This is a genomic window from Microbacterium shaanxiense, assembly GCF_054779995.1.
The window spans coordinates 519,252-534,383 of sequence record NZ_BAAGXE010000004.1; the positions used below are offsets into that span (position 1 = coordinate 519,252).

The following is a 15,132-nucleotide window of genomic DNA, read 5'->3' on the forward strand; positions in this document are numbered from 1 at the left end:
CGCTCGGTGCACGGCAGGACGACACTCGGGGCGACTGCCGTCGTCGCGGTCGCCTTGCTCGTCGGCGCGTTCTCGTTCTACGGCGTTCTCAGCACCAGCATCCATGGCAGCACGGAGCGCGCGGCTGAACTGCGCCTCGATGAACTCGTCGAACGTGTCGACGGCACCCGCGGCGACGTGGTCGACGCGGTCGACGACGAGATCGTGCAGCTCATCGGACCAGACGGATCGGTCAGTGCCGCCAGCGAGGATGCCCGCGAAGCGCTGGGGTCGAACGCGATCGCCGTCTCCGACGACGCGCAGACTCTCATCGTCGACGAGGAGCAGATGCTTGTCGTCTCGGAAGACCTCGACGGCGACCAGACTCTCGTGCTCGCCGTCTCGATGGAGGACGACGCGGAGACCCTGACGACAGTCTCGACCCTGCTGGCCGTCGCCGTCCCGCTGATCCTGCTCCTCGTCGCGGTGACCACGTGGCTCGTCGTCGGGCGCGCGCTCCGCCCGGTCGAGCGCATCCGCGAACACGTCGACGGCATCACCGCTGAGCGCCTCCACCAGCGCGTGCCCGTGCCGGCGACAGCAGATGAGATCGCCGCGCTGGCGACCACCATGAACGGCATGCTCGATCGGCTGGATGCCGCGGCCACCGCGCAACGTCGGTTCGTGTCGGACGCGTCGCATGAACTGCGCTCCCCACTCGCGACCATCCGCCAGCATGCGGAGCTTGCACAGGCACACCCCGACGTGACGAGCATCGGCGAGCTCGCCGAGGTCGTGTCGGAGGAGGGGCTGCGTCTGCAGGGCATCGTCGAGTCGCTGCTGCTGCTCGCCCGGCTCGACGAGGGCGCGAGCGTCCAAGGTCAGGCGGTGGATCTCGACGACATCGCGCTCAGCGAGGTGCGTCGGTTGCGTGCGGTGGGGCTGGAGGTCGACGGGTCCGGCATCCGCGCCGCGCGTGTGCATGGTGACCCGCGCCTGCTGGGTCAGCTCGTGCGCAATCTCGCCGACAACGCTGTCCGCCACAGCCGCGGCCGAATCGCGATCGGCGTGACCCCATCGGATCGACATGTGTTCGTCACAGTCGAGGACGACGGTACCGGCGTCCCCGCCCAGGAGCGCGAGCGCATCTTCGAACGCTTCGTCCGGCTCGACGAGGCGCGCAGCCGCGATGCCGGGGGCAGCGGACTCGGCCTCGCGATCGCGCGCGGCATCGCAGGATCCGCCCACGGTGCTCTGGCGGTCGACGACTCTCGCTGGGGCGGCGCCCGCTTCGTGCTCACGCTTCCACTCGGCGACTGATCTCCGGTTCCTGAAGAAGCCTTCAGGACGCTTCAGGAAGGCTTCAGTGCCTGCGCGAGACGATCATCATATGGACGACAAGACACCCATCCCAGACCAGACTCCCGACCACGCCCCTCGTCACACCCCGGAGTCCGGGCCCGACGCTCAGACGGCTTCCGTGACGCCGACTTCCGGCGAGGCACCGCACTCGGCGGCACCGGCCTCGGCTCCCGCCGAGGCGAAGCCTGGACGCAAGCGGGCGCTCCTCATCGGAGGCGGCATCGCGGCGGCCGTGCTGCTCGCCGGCGGCGGCATCGCGATCGGTGCGGCGGTCGGCGACGAGTTCGGCGATGACGACAGTTCATCGGTATCCGACGACCCCCGCCACGATGGTGCCCACGACGATGATGCGTCCCGCGACGACAGCGATCACGACGACAGCGCTGACGACGGGGGTGCGCCCTCGAACGGCAGCGGCTCAGGCACCAGTATCGGAACGGCGTCGGCCGACGAGCTGATCGCGATCGCGGATGCCGCGCGTGACGCCGCCGACGGAGATGTGACGTCGATCGATGCGAAACGCGACGGCACCTGGGAGGTGCAGTTGACGAACGCCGCAGGCGACGAGACCGAGGTCCGCGTCGACGAAGGGCTTGCAGCCTCGGTCATCTCGACCGACCCGGCCGACGGCGACGACACGGCCGCCAGCCTGAGCCTGGACGACGAGACGATCCGCTCGCTGGTCACCGCCGCACTCGCCGAGGCCGACGGGACGATCACGGACCTCGACGTCGACGGCGACGGGGACGACGTGAGCCCATACGACGCCTCGGTCCTCACCTCGGACAACCGCTCGATCGACATCGACTTCAGCGCGGACTTCGCCGTCATCAGCACCGACATCGACGATTGAGCGGGACACATCCCGCTCAATCGATAGCCCGGCCGGTCAGTGCTTCCCGGCCAAGAGTTCTTCGCGAAGGATGCCGGCACCAGCGCTTAGTGCGTGCAGCTTGCCGCGCGCAACGTCGCGCGGCAGCGGCGCCAGACCGCAGTTCGTGCTCGCGATGAGCTTCTCCGCGTCGACGAAAGGAAGTGCATCCCGCAGGGTGTCTGCCACTTCCTGCGGGGTTTCGATCGTGTGGCTGACCACATCGATCGCTCCGAGCATGATCTTCTTGCCGCGGATGAGCTCTATGAGGTCCAGGGGGACGTGAGAGTGGTGGCTCTCCAGGGAAATGGTGTCGATGCTCGATCGCTGCAGAAGCGGGAACGACTTCTCGTACTGGCGCCACTCCTCCCCGAGAGTCGCCTTCCAGTCGGTGTTCGCCTTGATCCCGTAGCCGTAGCAGATGTGCACCACGGTCTCCGCGCGCAGCCCTTCAGCGGCCCTCTCCAGCGCTGCCACGCCCCAGTCCTGCACGTCATCGAAGAAGACATTGAAGGACGGCTCGTCGAACTGGATGATGTCGACTCCGGCCGCCTCGAGTTCCCTCGCCTCTTGATTGAGGATCGTCGCGAACTCCCAGGCCAGTTTCTCGCGGCTCTTGTAGTGGCGGTCGTAGAGAGTGTCGATCATCGTCATCGGGCCGGGCAGCGCCCACTTGATCGGCTGATCGGTCTGCTGACGGAGGAACTTCGCGTCCTCGACGAACACGGGCTTCTCGCGGCTCACGGCGCCGACGACCGTAGGCACGCTCGCGTCGTACCTGTCGCGGATCCGGACCGTCTCCCGCTGTTCGAAATCGACACCGGAGAGATGCTCGATGAACGTCGTGACGAAGTGCTGGCGCGTCTGCTCCCCGTCACTGATGATGTCGATGCCCGCGTGCCGCTGCTCCTGGACGGCGATGCGCAGCGCGTCCTGCGTGCCTTCGACCAGCGCGTCACCCTCCAACTTCCAGGGGGACCAGAGGGTTTCGGGCTGGGCGAGCCAGGACGGCTTCGGCAGGCTGCCGACGATGGAGGTGGGAAGCAGCGTGTTCATGGTCGGTGATTCTCCGTTGGTCATCCGACAGGAACGAGGGAGTTGGCCGCCCACTGCTCGAGAAGGTCGCCGTGCGGCTTCATGAGGTGTTCGTGCGCATAGTTCCCCTGCTCGGCCGCGAGCCGGCTGCGCTCGTCGCGATCGTAGGCGATCTTCGTCACCGAGTAGTCCTGCTGCTCGAGGCTCGGTTGATAGACGCTCGACGCTGCCGAGTTCGCGTTGTAGATCTCCGGTCGGTAGATCTTCTGGAACGTCTCCATCGTGCTGATCGTGCCGATGAGCTGGAGGTTCGTGTAGTCGCCGAGCAGATCGCCGCGGAAGTAGAACGCGAGCGGCGCGACGCTGCCGCGCGGCATGAAGTATCGGACCGAGAGCCCCATCTTGCCGAAGTACTCGTCGGTCAGCGAGGGATCTTTCTGCTCGTACTCGACGCCGAGGATCGGATGGTGATTCTCGGTGCGACGGTACGTCTTGCTCGTCGAGACACTGATGCAGATCACCGGCGACCCGGTGAAGCGCTCCCGGTAGGCCGGCGAGTCGAGGAAGTGCTGGAAGAGCTTGCCGTGCAGATCACCGAAGTCGGCGGGGACGGCGAACCCGCCCGCAGCCTCGCTGGCCGCCGGCAGCCGCACACTGAAGTCGAAGTCGCGGACGTAGGACGAGAAGTTGTTCCCCACGATCCCCTGACTCCGCTTTCCGGTGAGACGGTCGAGGATCCGGATGTCCAGGACCTCGAGCAGCGGGAACTCCTGATCCTCACTCTCTGCGGCGAACTGCACCGCGACGGACACGATCTCGAGTTCGACCGTGTAGCGGCCGCGATTCGGGTTGTCCCAGTCCGCGAGATCGTTGAACCGTCGGTCGATCATCGTCAGGGCGTTGCGGAGATTCTGCTGACGGTGCTCACCACGCGCCAGGTTGGCGAAATTCGTGGTGATCCGAGAATCGTCCGATGGACGGTAGTCCTCGTCGAAACGGGTCTTCGTGATTCGGAACGTGAATTCGTGCGCCATGGAGATGCCAATCGATGAGCTGATCGGCCGGGCTCGGCCTCGCAAGCAGGGGTATCTCCATGGTGGCGGCTGCGCGGCCCATCGAGAAATGTGCTGCGACTATGCCATGACATAGTCTGAGGCTATGGCTAAGCGCTCAAGCGGCATCACTCTGCAGCAACTCACCTACTACATCGAGGTGGCCGCGGAGGGCTCGATCAGCGCCGCCGCGGATCTGCTCTATGTCGCCCAGCCCACCATGTCCGCGGCGATGAAGGATCTGGAGAGCAGAGTGGGGCGCGTGCTACTCCTCCGCTCCGCCCGGGGCGTGACGCTCACCACCGACGGTGCGGAGTTCCTGGGGTACGCCCGGCAGGTCGTCGAGCAGGTGGCGCTCCTCGAACAGCGATACCTCGGGCGCCCTCCGTCACGGCGCCTGCTCGGGGTGTCGACGCAGCACTACTCGTTCGCCGTCGACGCGCTGGTACGGATGGTGAAGGCGACCTCGGCGGCCGAGTACGAGTTCTCACTGCGGGAGACGCGCACGTGGGACATCATCGAAGACGTCCGCACCCTCCGCAGCGAGCTGGGGATCCTCTACCGGAACGACTTCAACCGCAACGTCATCGACAAGCTGCTGCGGGACTCCGGGCTCGCTTTCCATCCGCTCTTCGTCGCCGAGCCGCACATCTTCATCTCCCGCAAGAACCCGCTCGCCTCTCGTGATCGCGTCACCCTCGACGACCTCGCCGATGTGCCGCGGCTCACGTTCGACCAGGGCGCGAACAACTCGTTCTACTTCGCCGAGGAGATCCTCTCCACCCTCTCGAGCCCGCAGGAGATCCGAGTCTCCGACCGCGCGACCATCTTCAACCTCATGATCGGTCTCGACGGGTACACCATCTCGACAGGCATCATCAGCGACGACCTCGACCCTGAGATCGTCGCCATCCCGCTCGATGTCGACGAGCGAATCGAGATCGGCTGGATCGGTCACTCGGCGATCCCCCTCACCGAGCAGGCACAGCGCTTTCTCGCCGAGCTGCGGACCGTCGTCTCCGGATTCGGGGTGACCCTGCTGGGCTGACCCTGTCCGCCGGTCAGTCCGTATCAGTGTTCGTGGTCGCCACCGGAGGCGTGCACATGGGCCCGCTGGCCCTGCCTCCCGACCAGGCTGAGGTACTCGACCGGCCCCGCGCTCGTGGCTCCGAACCAGTGCGGCGTGCGGGTGTCGAACTCAGCCGCTTCGCCTGCCTGCAAGCGCAGATCCTGGTCGCCGAGCACCAGACGCAGGGTACCGTTGAGCACGAAAGCCCAGTCGAATCCTTCATGTGAGCGCAGGTCCGGCATCATGTCGTCGCTCCCGGTCGGGAGAACGAACTTGTACGCCTGGACGCCTCCGGGACGGCGCGTGAGCGGGATGATGACCGAGCCGTCAGCGCATGCCATCGGCCGCAGATCGATACGGGGATTCGCGGTGCGGGGCGCGTCGACCAAGGAGTCGAGGGTGACGCCGTAGTAGCGGGCCAGCGGAAGCAGCTGCTCCAGCGTCGGCCGCCGAAGGCCTGCTTCCAGCCGGGAGAGGGTGCTCGTCGAGATCCCGGTCTCGTCGGCGAGTGTGGTCAGGGTGATGTCGCGGCGCAGCCGAAGATGCTTCAGGCGCAGGCCCACCGTGTCGAGGGTCTGATCGATGTGTTGGGTCATCCCCCTATTTTGCCATTCGGCAAGATAGATTGCCAACGCGAATGATCTGGGTGATCCTGGTACTCACATCACGGACAAACGGGAGGACTGCGCCTTGCGCACCACACATGATCACGGCCGGACGAGCGCATGATGGCGGAGTTCGACAAGGACTACTGGGAGGATCAGTGGGGTCCCACCACCGCTGGCCACGAACGCCGGCTCCCGGTCAACCCCTATCTCACGGCCGAGACCGCGCATCTGCCCGTCGGCACGGTTCTGGATGCGGGCTGCGGAACGGGAACCGAAGCGCTCTGGCTTGCCGAACAAGGCTGGGACGTCACGGCTGCCGACATCTCCGCGACCGCACTGGCTGAGGCACGGGTTCGTGCTGCTGCCGCCGGTATGGGCGAGCGCGTCGACTGGGTGGAAACCGACCTGTCGAAGTGGGAGCCGGGACGGACCTGGGACCTCGTGGTCACCAACTACGCGCATGCGCAGATCGGGCAGCTCCCGTTCTACCGGCGTATCGCCTCCTGGGTCGCCCCTGGCGGAGCGCTCCTCATCGTGGGGCACCTCCACGGCCAGCATCGCGACGTTCACCACGGACACGACCATCCCGAGGGAGCGACGGCGACGCTGGAGGGGATCACGAACCTGTTCGACTCTCCGGAGTGGCGGATCGAGTCAGCGTATGAGCACACCCGCACGGTCCGTCCCGGCGGCTCCCCGGTGCAATTGCGCGACGTGATCGTCCGCGTCCACCGACTCACCTGACCCACCCTTCCCCCTTCGCGCGCCGAGGTCTTTCAACCTCGGCGCTGCTTCGCCCTGCCTGCGAACACGCACACAGGGCACATCACCATGAAAGGAAACACCACCCGCTATGACCTCCATCACTCACGCCGACGCAGAGGGCGATGCGCCCGTCATCGAGGATCCCCGTCGCAGACGCGCGATTCTCTGGGCCGTCGGCATCGCCTTGATGGCCGTTGTCGCCTCGGTGACCGGTCTCAACGTCGCACAGCCGCAGCTTGCGACGACCTTCGATGCATCACAGGGACAAGTGCTCTGGATCATCAACACCTACACACTCACTCTCGCAGCCCTCCTCCTGCCGCTCGGAGCCCTGGGCGATCGCCTCGGGCGCAAGCCCGTGCTCATCATGGGCCTCGTGATCTTCGGTGTCGCGAACGTCGCCGGGGCCATCGCTCCGGTCATGGAGGTCATGATCGCATCCCGACTGTTCAGCGGCATCGGTGCGGCACTGATCATGCCCGTCACGCTGTCGGTGATCACCTCCTCGTTCCCGGACAAGGAGCGGTCCAAGGCGATCGGGGTGTGGAGCGCCGTCGCCGGGGGCGGTGGCATCGTCGGCATGTACCTCTCCGCCGTGCTGGTCGACATCGCGTCCTGGCGCTGGCTGTTCGCGCTCCCCATCGTGCTCACCGCAGCTGCCCTGCTGATCGGCACGCGCTCAGTGCCGAACTCCCGAGAGAAGGCGCCAGGCAGGTTCGATGCCCTGGGAGCGCTGACGTCGATCGTCGCGACGGTGGGCTTCACCTTCGCTCTGCACGAGGCACCGTCCGTGGGCTGGACCGACCCGGTGGTGCTGACCACGCTGATCGCGGCTGTGCTCGCCACCGTGGTGTTCATCGTGTGGGAGTTGCGCACCCGGTTCCCGCTGCTGGACATTCGACACTTCCGCAAGCGCGGACTCTCGTCCGGCGCCACGCTCCTGCTCGTGTGGTTCGGCGTCCTGGGCGGGGTGTCCCTGGTGCTGTACCCGTTCTTCCAGGTCGTCCTCGGATGGAGCGGACTGCTGTCCACTCTCGCCATGATGCCCATGGCACTGCTGATGATGCTCGCCTCCGGGCTCGCCCCTCGGCTGACAGCACGAATCGGAGCTCGGGCCTCCATGGTCATCGGACTCACCATCGCCACCACGGGGCTCACGCTCATGGCCGGATTCGTGTCCGCTGACGGCGGATACCTCAGCGTGCTGCCCGGACTCATCACGATGGGACTCGGCGCGGGCCTGGCGATGACGCCCTCGACCGAAGCGATCACCTCCTCGCTTCCTCGCGAGCAGCAGGGTGTCGCCTCGGCCCTGAACGACCTCTCCCGAGAGCTCGGTGCGGCCCTGGGCATCGCGCTTCTGGGTGGTGTGCTGGTGGCCGGATACCAGAGTGCGATCGCCGGACGCCTTTCCGGTGTGCCCGAAGAGTTCGCGGCGACAGCGCGCGAAGGCATCGCCAACGCCACCGCGGTCAGCCAGAGTGCCGGGGACTATGCGGAGCAGATTCGCACTGCAGCGAACGAGGCGTTCATCGCCGGCTGGCAGCAGGCCATGTGGGTCGGCGTCGCCGTCATGATCGTCCTCGTCATCTTCATCCTCTTCCGCGGCCCCAAGGGCGCTGCCCCGACTGCGTCGCCGGTGGACGAACCCGACGGCCTGGCAGAGGACTTCGCTGACGCCGACACCGCGCGGCACGCCGACTGATCATGAAAACGACAGTCGCCAGGCCCGTGCAGGTCGAAGTGTGGTCCGATCCCCAGTGCGTGTGGTGCTTCATCGCGCATCCGAGGTTTCAGAAGGCCGTCGCAGCGTTCGACGGACAGGTCGAAGTGACGTTTCGGTCCTTCGAGCTGCGCCCCGGCGTGCCCACCGAGATCGACAAGGAGCTTCAGATGGCACAACACGCCGGCGCGTCCCCTGGACGCGTCGAGGCCGTCACCGCGCAACTCACACAGCTCGCCCATGCCGAAGGAATGAGTTTTCGTCCCGACCTCACCCGGCCGACGAACTCGCACCTCGCCCTGGAACTGCTCCATCACGCCCAGCAGAGCGGACACCGGGCTGCACTGACCCGCCGAGTCTTCACTGCGTACTTCACCGAGGGGAGACACATCGGACACGTCGACGAACTCGTCGATCTTGGTCGCGAGATCGGCATGGATCCTGAGGCCGCACGAGAAGTCCTACTCGACCGCCGCCACCGCGCCGCGGTCGATCAGGACGGCGAACGGCTCCGCGCACTCGGCGCGAGCGGCGTGCCCCTCCATGTGATCGACGGGAAGTGGGGCATCTCCGGTGCCCAGCCTGTGCACGTCTACCTCGAAGCGCTGCAGAGATCGGTAGAAGCATGAGCCGGCACGCCGTGCGGGAGCACTGAGGCCCGATCAACTCTCACCAACGAGAAAGTCCCGGAAACTCTTGAGTTTCCGGGACTTCTTGGTCGGGCTGACAGGATCTGAACCTGCGCCCCTTTTAGTTACCACCTTCGATGGGAGCACCGACGAGCAGTTGGAGGTGCTGTGCGGTAGCTCGTCCCGGACATTTTGGGCACACCTTAGGTACCACTTCCGCCTCTTTGTACCCCCATCATTCAAGGGGATCGCACGGGTACGACGTAGGGTAGTTGCACGCTGTGATGGCGCTCAGACCTGGATCCCCCCCACGCCCCGAGTTTGTCGGGGTTGCGGACGGCCCAGACATGTTCGATCTTGCCGGCTCGGTGGCTGAGGCTGACGACCGCGAGCGCCCGGACGTGTGGCAGCCCACGTCTCTCGACGGCGTTTCGATACAGTGTCTCAGTCCGTTCCCGCCTGAGCCCGCTGGGCGTTCGCGATAATCGCAACCTGCAGCCACTCGGCAGCGCCCGGTCGTGTGTTCTCCTCGATGCCCGCACGAAACCGCGCGTCCTGGACGTACAGGTAGCTCTTCTGCACATGGAAATCGTGGTCCATGGCGTAGAACCATCGGCTGATGTGCACGCGCTGCGCCTCGGCGACGTCCATCGCTTCCTCGCTCGTCGGATCAGTCCCAGCGTCGATCAGTTCGCGGATGCGGGATTCGACTGCCGCGTTGCTGGCGTTGATCTGTGCCCAGTCGGCTGCGGTGTACTTGGACACTTTGCGCGCGGATTCCTGGTACGCATCGGAGTCACCCCACCGCGCTTCGACTTCGTCGAGCAGTTCATCCTCGCGGTCAGCGAAGGTGCCCCATTGCTCGCGCTTTTCAGCAGAGGACATCGGAGATTGCATTCGTCGCTTCGTCATGAGCACACCAACTTTCGTGTTCGCAAACCAGATTGGAACTGAGAATAGACGTTGACGTCGCGTAAAGGTCAATGGTCGCTCCAGACCATCATGGTCACGCGAACCATCCAGATCAGGCCGAACTTCGGAAGTCAGATGACTATCGGCACATCTGACTCACGACCTCGTTGCCTAGGCTTCGGCTATGGCAGCGGTTACGGAGTCACGGCGTTCGCGGGAACGGCGATGACAGAAGAGATTCGGGTCCTGGTCGTCGACGATCAGAAGCTCGTGCGGGATGGGTTTCTGAGCCTGCTGTCCCTGAGCACCGAGGTCGAGGTCGTCGGCAGCTGCACCGATGGTGACGAGGCGCTCGACTTCCTCGTCGAGAACGAGGTGGACGTCATGCTGCTGGACCTTCGCATGCCTCGTCGCGATGGGATAGAGACGCTGCGAGCGATGCAAGAGCGAGGCATCGATATTCCGGTGCTCGTGCTCACCACATTCGACGATGATGAGCTCGTGCTCGCCGCGATTCATGCCGGGGCCAAGGGCTACATGCTCAAAGATGTGACGCTCGAGCAGCTGATGAATGGCGTGCGCACTCTCGCCGACGGCGGCACGGTGCTGCAGCCGGCGCTCTCCGATCGACTCATGCGCGCCGTTGCCCGCGCGCCGCTGTCGATCGCCCCTCTCGCCCACCAGGACCCGCTGACCGATCGTGAGCTCGACGTGCTGCGACTCGCGGCGAGTGGGTGGTCGAATGCGCAGATCGCACAGGGACTCTTTCTCGCTGAGGGGACGGTGAAGAACCACATGTCCAATGTCCTGCTCAAGCTCGGGGTCACCGACCGGACGAAAGCTGTACTGAAGGCCCTCGCCGACGGTCTCCTCTCTCCTCCGGTCGAGCGCGACACGGAGACGTCATAGTGGAGGGAAACGGGGCGCGGCGACGGACATCTCGCTGGATCGTCTTGACCAGCATCGTCTGCGCCGCGGCCATCGGGCTCGTCGTGATCGTCGAGAGCACGAGCAACGGACCGGATCACACGGCGCGGTTGACCCTGTGGTGGACGGCCTATGCACTCTTCATGGCGACTCTTCTCGCGATTCACGGCTGGTTGCCGTCGCCGCGAGCACTCTCACCCCACATCCTCCTCGGCGCACTAATCGTGCTCGCTGCACTTCTCGTTCTGCTCATCCCCGACCAGACATGGATGCTGGCACTCTTCGTGATGACTGCCGCGATGGCGTCCTTCTTCTGGCCACCGAGAGCCGTCGTCGTTCTCATCGTCGCCCAAGTCTTGCTCACCCTCGGGATCGGCGTCGTCGGCGTATGGCCGGTGACTGAGCTCGTCCTCGTGATGGTGGGATTCGGCAACTTCCAAGTGTTCGGCGCGCTGGTCGTCTTCGCCGTTCGTAGTGAGGCGCAGGCGCGCGACGAACTGGCGGTCGCACATGCTCAACTGGCGGTCGCGCATGCCGAGCTGCGCGGGACCGCAGCACTGTTGGAACTGACGACGCGCGAGGCCGAGCGGTTGAGGATCTCCCGTGATCTTCATGACCTAGCCGGTCACGACCTCACCGCGCTATCACTGGAACTTGAGGTCGCAGGCCACTTGACCGCGGACACATCCGGTCACGAGCATGTGCAGCGCGCGAAGTCGATCGCCAAGGATATGCTTGACACCATCCGGGCCGCGGTCGGGGCGATGCGGAGCACGGCTCCCGCACTTGAGCCCGCACTGCTCGGGCTGACCGCGGACACCCCCGGGCTGGACGTCTCGGTTCACGTCGATCCCGAGCTCGCCCTCGACGCTGATCGAGTCATCGTCATCCTCCGCAGTGTTCAGGAGGCAATCACGAACACCTTGCGTCATTCGGGCGCGAGCAACGCTCGCGTAGCAGTCCAGGAGAACGGGGGTGACGTTCTTGTGACCATCTCCGACCACGGCAAGGGAGCCGAACACATCGTGCCCGGAAACGGTCTGACAGGGATGCGAGAGCGATTCGAGGCGCTCGGCGGAAGCCTCGACGTGGCCAGCAGCCCCGGGCGAGGAACGACGATCACCGGCAAGCTTCCCCGAAGGTCGCCGGCGTCCGCTGAGACCTGATCTCCAAGCAGTTCCACTCTTCCGGCTGACGTAACGTCAGGCTCACATGCCTGGATCTTGACGTTGCGGCACCTGCCGCGAGGAGGTTTCTATCCGGACAACCTGGGCAGAGTTCGCGATGGATAGCACTCGGGAAGAATCGACCGCGTTTCATGCCCTTCTCCTGCTGGTGCTCTGCGATGGGTGGCACCGAGTGAAGGAATGTGACGTGCCGGATCGCTCCGAGCTGCTCGCCGACGGGACCAACGGCGCCCGCCGCCTGCGGTGCGACTTTCACGGCCGTCGCCGTGCTTCTGTTCCTCGAGGCTGACGCCCGGACCTCGTGGGTGCTATTTGCGGGCGGATTCGCATCGCGCCGAGCCATGCGAACAAGACCATCAACGCCACGAGGGATGCAGAGACGAACGGGGCGGTGATGGCCCAATCCCCGATCGACGCCTCCATACCGAAGTACTCGCGCAGCGGTTCGCGGGATCCCGGGTCCGTGGAAGCGAGCGCATCGAGTGCTCCGTCAGCGAACTCCTGACGCATGAGCATCGACGCTTGCGCGAACGGGAGGCCACTGATGACTGCTTGTACGGCGGTCGGGAACGAGCCGACGGGGATGTAGGCGCCCGTGAGGAAGCCGAGGGTGGTGCCGACGATGGTCGAAAGCGCGGAGTATGCCCCTGGACTGGCGACGAACGAGGTCACGAAGGCGGAGATGGCGGCGAAGGCTGCCGCGGTGAGGACGATGATGCCCGCTGTCCGCGCCACGGCATCGACAGGGAGCAGGATGCCGTCCGCGAGGGCGAGGTAGGCGAGGCTCACGGCGAGGATCGTGAACGTGATCGTCACGGCGATGATCAATGCCGCGCCGAAGTAGCCCAGCACGAGCTGTCCTGGCCTGATCGGTGAGACGAGGAAGTCGCGAAACCGACCGGTCGCCGCGTCCTCGACGAAGACCCCGAGCGCGCCGAGGCCCGTGGTGATCGAGGTCATGCTGACAACACCGGCGAACATCCAGGAGTCGATGAAGGCCCGAATCTGACGTGGTGTCGCGGCGGGGAACGACTCCTGCAGATCGGAGGCCTGAAGCTGTCCGAGGAACAGCGTGTAAAGGACGAACAGGATCATCGCAGCCAGCAGCGAGAAGAACACCGCCATCCGGTCCCGGAAGAACAGTCGGAGGTTTCGGCTGATGACGGCGCGGACGGCGGTCATTGGTTCGCCTCGGGATCTCGAGCGGCGGTGAGGGCGAGGAACACGTCGTCCATCCGGCCGTGCCGGAACTCGAAATCGACGACGGCATCGCCGTGCGCCGTGAGAATCGACAGCGCCTGATCCGCGCGGTCGACGTGGATCGTCACGACGCTGCCGTCCTCTGCCGCGTTGCTGACTCCGACGCGTTCGAGGACGGTGCGCAGCTCGCTGGCATCCCGTGTCGTGACGGGCAGGATGCTGCTGCTGTGTGCCGCGCGGAGCTGATGGGGACTTCCTTTGGCGATACGGGCGCCTGCGTCGATGATGCAGACTTCGTCCGCTTCCTCCGTCTCTTCCATGTAGTGCGTCGTGAGAAACACCGTCAGACCGCGCCGCTCACGGAGCGCGCGGATCGTGGACCATACGGCTGCGCGGCTCGCCGGGTCAAGGCCGGCGGTCGGCTCGTCGAGGAACAACAATGATGGCTCGTGCAGGAGTGCGCGGGCGATGTCAGCCCGGCGACGTTGCCCTCCGGACAGGCGCCCGTACCGCCGATCGAGGAACGGGGCAAGGTCGATCAGATCCGATAGCTCCTCGATGCGCGCGGAGATCCGCGACGCCTCGAGCCGGTACAGGCGTGCGCGGGTCTGAAGATTCTCCCGGACCGTCAGGGCGGCATCCATCAGCGATTCCTGGAAGACGACGCCGATGCGCTGCCGCACGACGCCCGGGTCCCGGGCGACGTCGGAGCCGGCTAAGCGCAAGGCACCGCGGTCGAACGGGATAGTGGTGGTGAGGCATCCGATCGTGGTCGTTTTACCGGCGCCGTTCGTTCCCAGGAAAGCGAACACGCTTCCTGCCGGGACGGTGAAGGAGAGATCGTTCACCGCCACAACGGACCCATACCGCTTCGTGAGCCCGGCGACCTCGATCGCATCTTTCACGGGCGTTCCCTTTCCTTCGACAAACCGTGCGCTTCCGAGCTAAGGCCCTCCTTCGCCCGTCGCTGACATAGACGCTATGGCCGCGTCGCCAGTCGAGCATGTGCCACAGGTAACGGACTCCAACCTCTTGCGCACCTCCGCATGGTGAGCACGTTCGACCGTGACCTGTGGCACATGCTGCAGGACGCAATGGGACGTAGCGTCGTCGGAAGGCCGTCGACGAAGATTCGCGAGGGCAGCCCTTATCGCGAGAGGAGCTCGCCGATTGGTCACTTCTTCCCAGAAGGCCGCCGGAAACATCCAGAGACAGCGATTCACCGCCGTCTGGCCTGCGTACACTGTCGTGATCCTGGTCGGGATCTTCTGCGCGGTCGTCGGTGGCCTGTGGGCTTTCGATCATCTTGTGGTGCGGACGCCGATCGATGAGAACGCGAGCATCGTGGCCCTGGCGACGCTTCTGCGTCTCGGAACCATTGTCGTGGCGCTGGGAAGCGTCCAGCGCTGGGGCATGCGGCTGCCGAGGTATGTCGTCGGTGTAGCACTGTGGGGATGCGCGGCTGCCCAGCTCGCCTATCCGGCAGCCGCGACGCTGATCAAGATGCTCGTACTGTTGGGAGTCGTCGAGCTGCCTGATACCGGCGTGGGTAACTTGTCAGTGCAGGGCTGGGTTCATCTCGGCGCGGTGCTGACAGTCTTCGGCTTGCCCGGAGCGCTCTTCGTGCTGGCGGCGATCTCGCATGCACACCGATCAGGCCTCCGCTCATCTTGGACGCCCGTCATGGGGTCGGTTGCCGGCATCGCCGCGCTCATCCTGATCGGCGTCATGATCGGCTGAGCAAAGCGACGCCGTGATGTCGTGACCTTCGACACCTGTGCCGGGACGCTCGGATGCCTACCGTCGAGAAGAG

The 15,132-nt window shown here is 65.4% G+C and carries 15 protein-coding genes; 9 read left to right on the forward strand and 6 right to left on the reverse strand.

The window, feature by feature from the left end:
• Positions 1 to 6 precede the first annotated feature (6 nt).
• Both ACYVG2_RS15975 and ACYVG2_RS15980 read left to right on the forward strand, forming a co-directional pair.
• Positions 7 to 1,299: a sensor histidine kinase gene (locus ACYVG2_RS15975; RefSeq protein WP_460781880.1), complete on the forward strand. Its 1,293-nt coding sequence runs from the start codon at positions 7 to 9 to the stop codon at positions 1,297 to 1,299.
• 160 nt (positions 1,300 to 1,459) lie between these two features.
• Positions 1,460 to 2,194 carry a hypothetical protein gene (locus ACYVG2_RS15980; protein ID WP_460781881.1) on the forward strand — a complete coding sequence of 245 codons (735 nt, stop codon included), beginning with the start codon at positions 1,460 to 1,462 and terminating at the stop codon, positions 2,192 to 2,194.
• A 36-nt stretch (positions 2,195 to 2,230) separates the two neighbouring features.
• Here the strand turns inward: ACYVG2_RS15980 and ACYVG2_RS15985 are convergent, their stop codons facing one another.
• Both ACYVG2_RS15985 and ACYVG2_RS15990 read right to left on the reverse strand, forming a co-directional pair.
• The gene (locus ACYVG2_RS15985; protein WP_460781882.1) at positions 2,231 to 3,268 is read right to left on the reverse strand and encodes a methionine synthase; all 1,038 of its coding nucleotides are present in this window, start codon (positions 3,266 to 3,268) and stop codon (positions 2,231 to 2,233) included.
• Between the two features lie 20 nt (positions 3,269 to 3,288).
• Positions 3,289 to 4,281 (reverse strand): DUF1852 domain-containing protein, encoded by a 993-nt coding sequence (locus ACYVG2_RS15990; protein ID WP_460781883.1) that lies wholly within the window; start codon positions 4,279 to 4,281, stop codon positions 3,289 to 3,291.
• Between the two features lie 124 nt (positions 4,282 to 4,405).
• On the opposite strand from ACYVG2_RS15990, the gene ACYVG2_RS15995 reads away from it, so the two are divergent.
• On the forward strand, positions 4,406 to 5,347 hold the full coding sequence (locus ACYVG2_RS15995) for a LysR family transcriptional regulator (RefSeq protein ID WP_460781885.1): 942 nt from the start codon (positions 4,406 to 4,408) through the stop codon (positions 5,345 to 5,347).
• Between the two features lie 23 nt (positions 5,348 to 5,370).
• Here ACYVG2_RS15995 and ACYVG2_RS16000 read toward each other — a convergent pair whose 3' ends face one another.
• Complete coding sequence (locus ACYVG2_RS16000) at positions 5,371 to 5,964, reverse strand: helix-turn-helix domain-containing protein (protein ID WP_460781886.1); 594 nt, start codon at positions 5,962 to 5,964, stop codon at positions 5,371 to 5,373.
• Between the two features lie 132 nt (positions 5,965 to 6,096).
• Between ACYVG2_RS16000 and ACYVG2_RS16005 the strand changes: the two genes are divergently transcribed.
• The 3 genes from ACYVG2_RS16005 to ACYVG2_RS16015 all read left to right on the forward strand — a co-directional run bounded on the left by ACYVG2_RS16005 (position 6,097) and on the right by ACYVG2_RS16015 (position 9,093).
• Entirely contained in the window at positions 6,097 to 6,720 is a 624-nt protein-coding gene (locus ACYVG2_RS16005; RefSeq protein ID WP_460781887.1) for a class I SAM-dependent methyltransferase, read from the forward strand.
• Positions 6,721 to 6,829: 109 nt separating this feature from the next.
• Positions 6,830 to 8,446: a DHA2 family efflux MFS transporter permease subunit gene (locus ACYVG2_RS16010; protein WP_460781888.1), complete on the forward strand. Its 1,617-nt coding sequence runs from the start codon at positions 6,830 to 6,832 to the stop codon at positions 8,444 to 8,446.
• Between the two features lie 2 nt (positions 8,447 to 8,448).
• Positions 8,449 to 9,093, forward strand: coding sequence for a DsbA family oxidoreductase (locus ACYVG2_RS16015; RefSeq protein WP_460781889.1), 645 nt, complete (start codon positions 8,449 to 8,451; stop codon positions 9,091 to 9,093).
• Positions 9,094 to 9,537: 444 nt separating this feature from the next.
• On the opposite strand, the gene ACYVG2_RS16020 is transcribed toward ACYVG2_RS16015, so the two are convergent.
• Positions 9,538 to 10,005 carry a TipAS antibiotic-recognition domain-containing protein gene (locus tag ACYVG2_RS16020; RefSeq protein ID WP_460781957.1) on the reverse strand — a complete coding sequence of 156 codons (468 nt, stop codon included), beginning with the start codon at positions 10,003 to 10,005 and terminating at the stop codon, positions 9,538 to 9,540.
• A gap of 225 nt (positions 10,006 to 10,230) precedes the next feature.
• Here ACYVG2_RS16020 and ACYVG2_RS16025 point away from each other — a divergent pair, with 225 nt between their 5' ends.
• A complete protein-coding gene (locus tag ACYVG2_RS16025; protein ID WP_460781890.1) occupies positions 10,231 to 10,914 on the forward strand; it encodes a response regulator in 684 nt (227 codons plus the stop codon).
• 44 nt (positions 10,915 to 10,958) lie between these two features.
• A complete protein-coding gene (locus tag ACYVG2_RS16030) occupies positions 10,959 to 12,098 on the forward strand; it encodes a sensor histidine kinase (RefSeq protein ID WP_460781891.1) in 1,140 nt (379 codons plus the stop codon).
• A 273-nt stretch (positions 12,099 to 12,371) separates the two neighbouring features.
• Here ACYVG2_RS16030 and ACYVG2_RS16035 read toward each other — a convergent pair whose 3' ends face one another.
• Both ACYVG2_RS16035 and ACYVG2_RS16040 read right to left on the reverse strand, forming a co-directional pair.
• Positions 12,372 to 13,301, reverse strand: coding sequence for an ABC transporter permease (locus ACYVG2_RS16035; RefSeq protein ID WP_460781892.1), 930 nt, complete (start codon positions 13,299 to 13,301; stop codon positions 12,372 to 12,374).
• Positions 13,298 to 14,224, reverse strand: coding sequence for an ABC transporter ATP-binding protein (locus ACYVG2_RS16040; RefSeq protein WP_460781893.1), 927 nt, complete (start codon positions 14,222 to 14,224; stop codon positions 13,298 to 13,300). Before ACYVG2_RS16040 ends, ACYVG2_RS16035 begins: the two co-directional genes overlap by 4 nt.
• A 343-nt stretch (positions 14,225 to 14,567) precedes the next feature.
• Here ACYVG2_RS16040 and ACYVG2_RS16045 point away from each other — a divergent pair, with 343 nt between their 5' ends.
• A complete protein-coding gene (locus tag ACYVG2_RS16045) occupies positions 14,568 to 15,059 on the forward strand; it encodes a hypothetical protein (RefSeq protein WP_460781894.1) in 492 nt (163 codons plus the stop codon).
• Positions 15,060 to 15,132 lie beyond the last annotated feature (73 nt).

What these genes read in the sequence shown, in the direction of transcription:
- ACYVG2_RS15985 (WP_460781882.1), bottom strand. Translation starts at nt 3,268, where the DNA reads ATGAACACGCTGCTTCCCACCTCCATCGTCGGCAGCCTGCCGAAGCCG.
- ACYVG2_RS15990 (WP_460781883.1), bottom strand. Translation starts at nt 4,281, where the DNA reads ATGGCGCACGAATTCACGTTCCGAATCACGAAGACCCGTTTCGACGAG.
- ACYVG2_RS15995 (WP_460781885.1), top strand. Translation starts at nt 4,406, where the DNA reads ATGGCTAAGCGCTCAAGCGGCATCACTCTGCAGCAACTCACCTACTAC.
- ACYVG2_RS16000 (WP_460781886.1), bottom strand. Translation starts at nt 5,964, where the DNA reads ATGACCCAACACATCGATCAGACCCTCGACACGGTGGGCCTGCGCCTG.
- ACYVG2_RS16005 (WP_460781887.1), top strand. Translation starts at nt 6,097, where the DNA reads ATGGCGGAGTTCGACAAGGACTACTGGGAGGATCAGTGGGGTCCCACC.
- ACYVG2_RS16010 (WP_460781888.1), top strand. Translation starts at nt 6,830, where the DNA reads ATGACCTCCATCACTCACGCCGACGCAGAGGGCGATGCGCCCGTCATC.
- ACYVG2_RS16015 (WP_460781889.1), top strand. Translation starts at nt 8,449, where the DNA reads ATGAAAACGACAGTCGCCAGGCCCGTGCAGGTCGAAGTGTGGTCCGAT.
- ACYVG2_RS16020 (WP_460781957.1), bottom strand. Translation starts at nt 10,005, where the DNA reads ATGACGAAGCGACGAATGCAATCTCCGATGTCCTCTGCTGAAAAGCGC.
- ACYVG2_RS16025 (WP_460781890.1), top strand. Translation starts at nt 10,231, where the DNA reads ATGACAGAAGAGATTCGGGTCCTGGTCGTCGACGATCAGAAGCTCGTG.
- ACYVG2_RS16035 (WP_460781892.1), bottom strand. Translation starts at nt 13,301, where the DNA reads ATGACCGCCGTCCGCGCCGTCATCAGCCGAAACCTCCGACTGTTCTTC.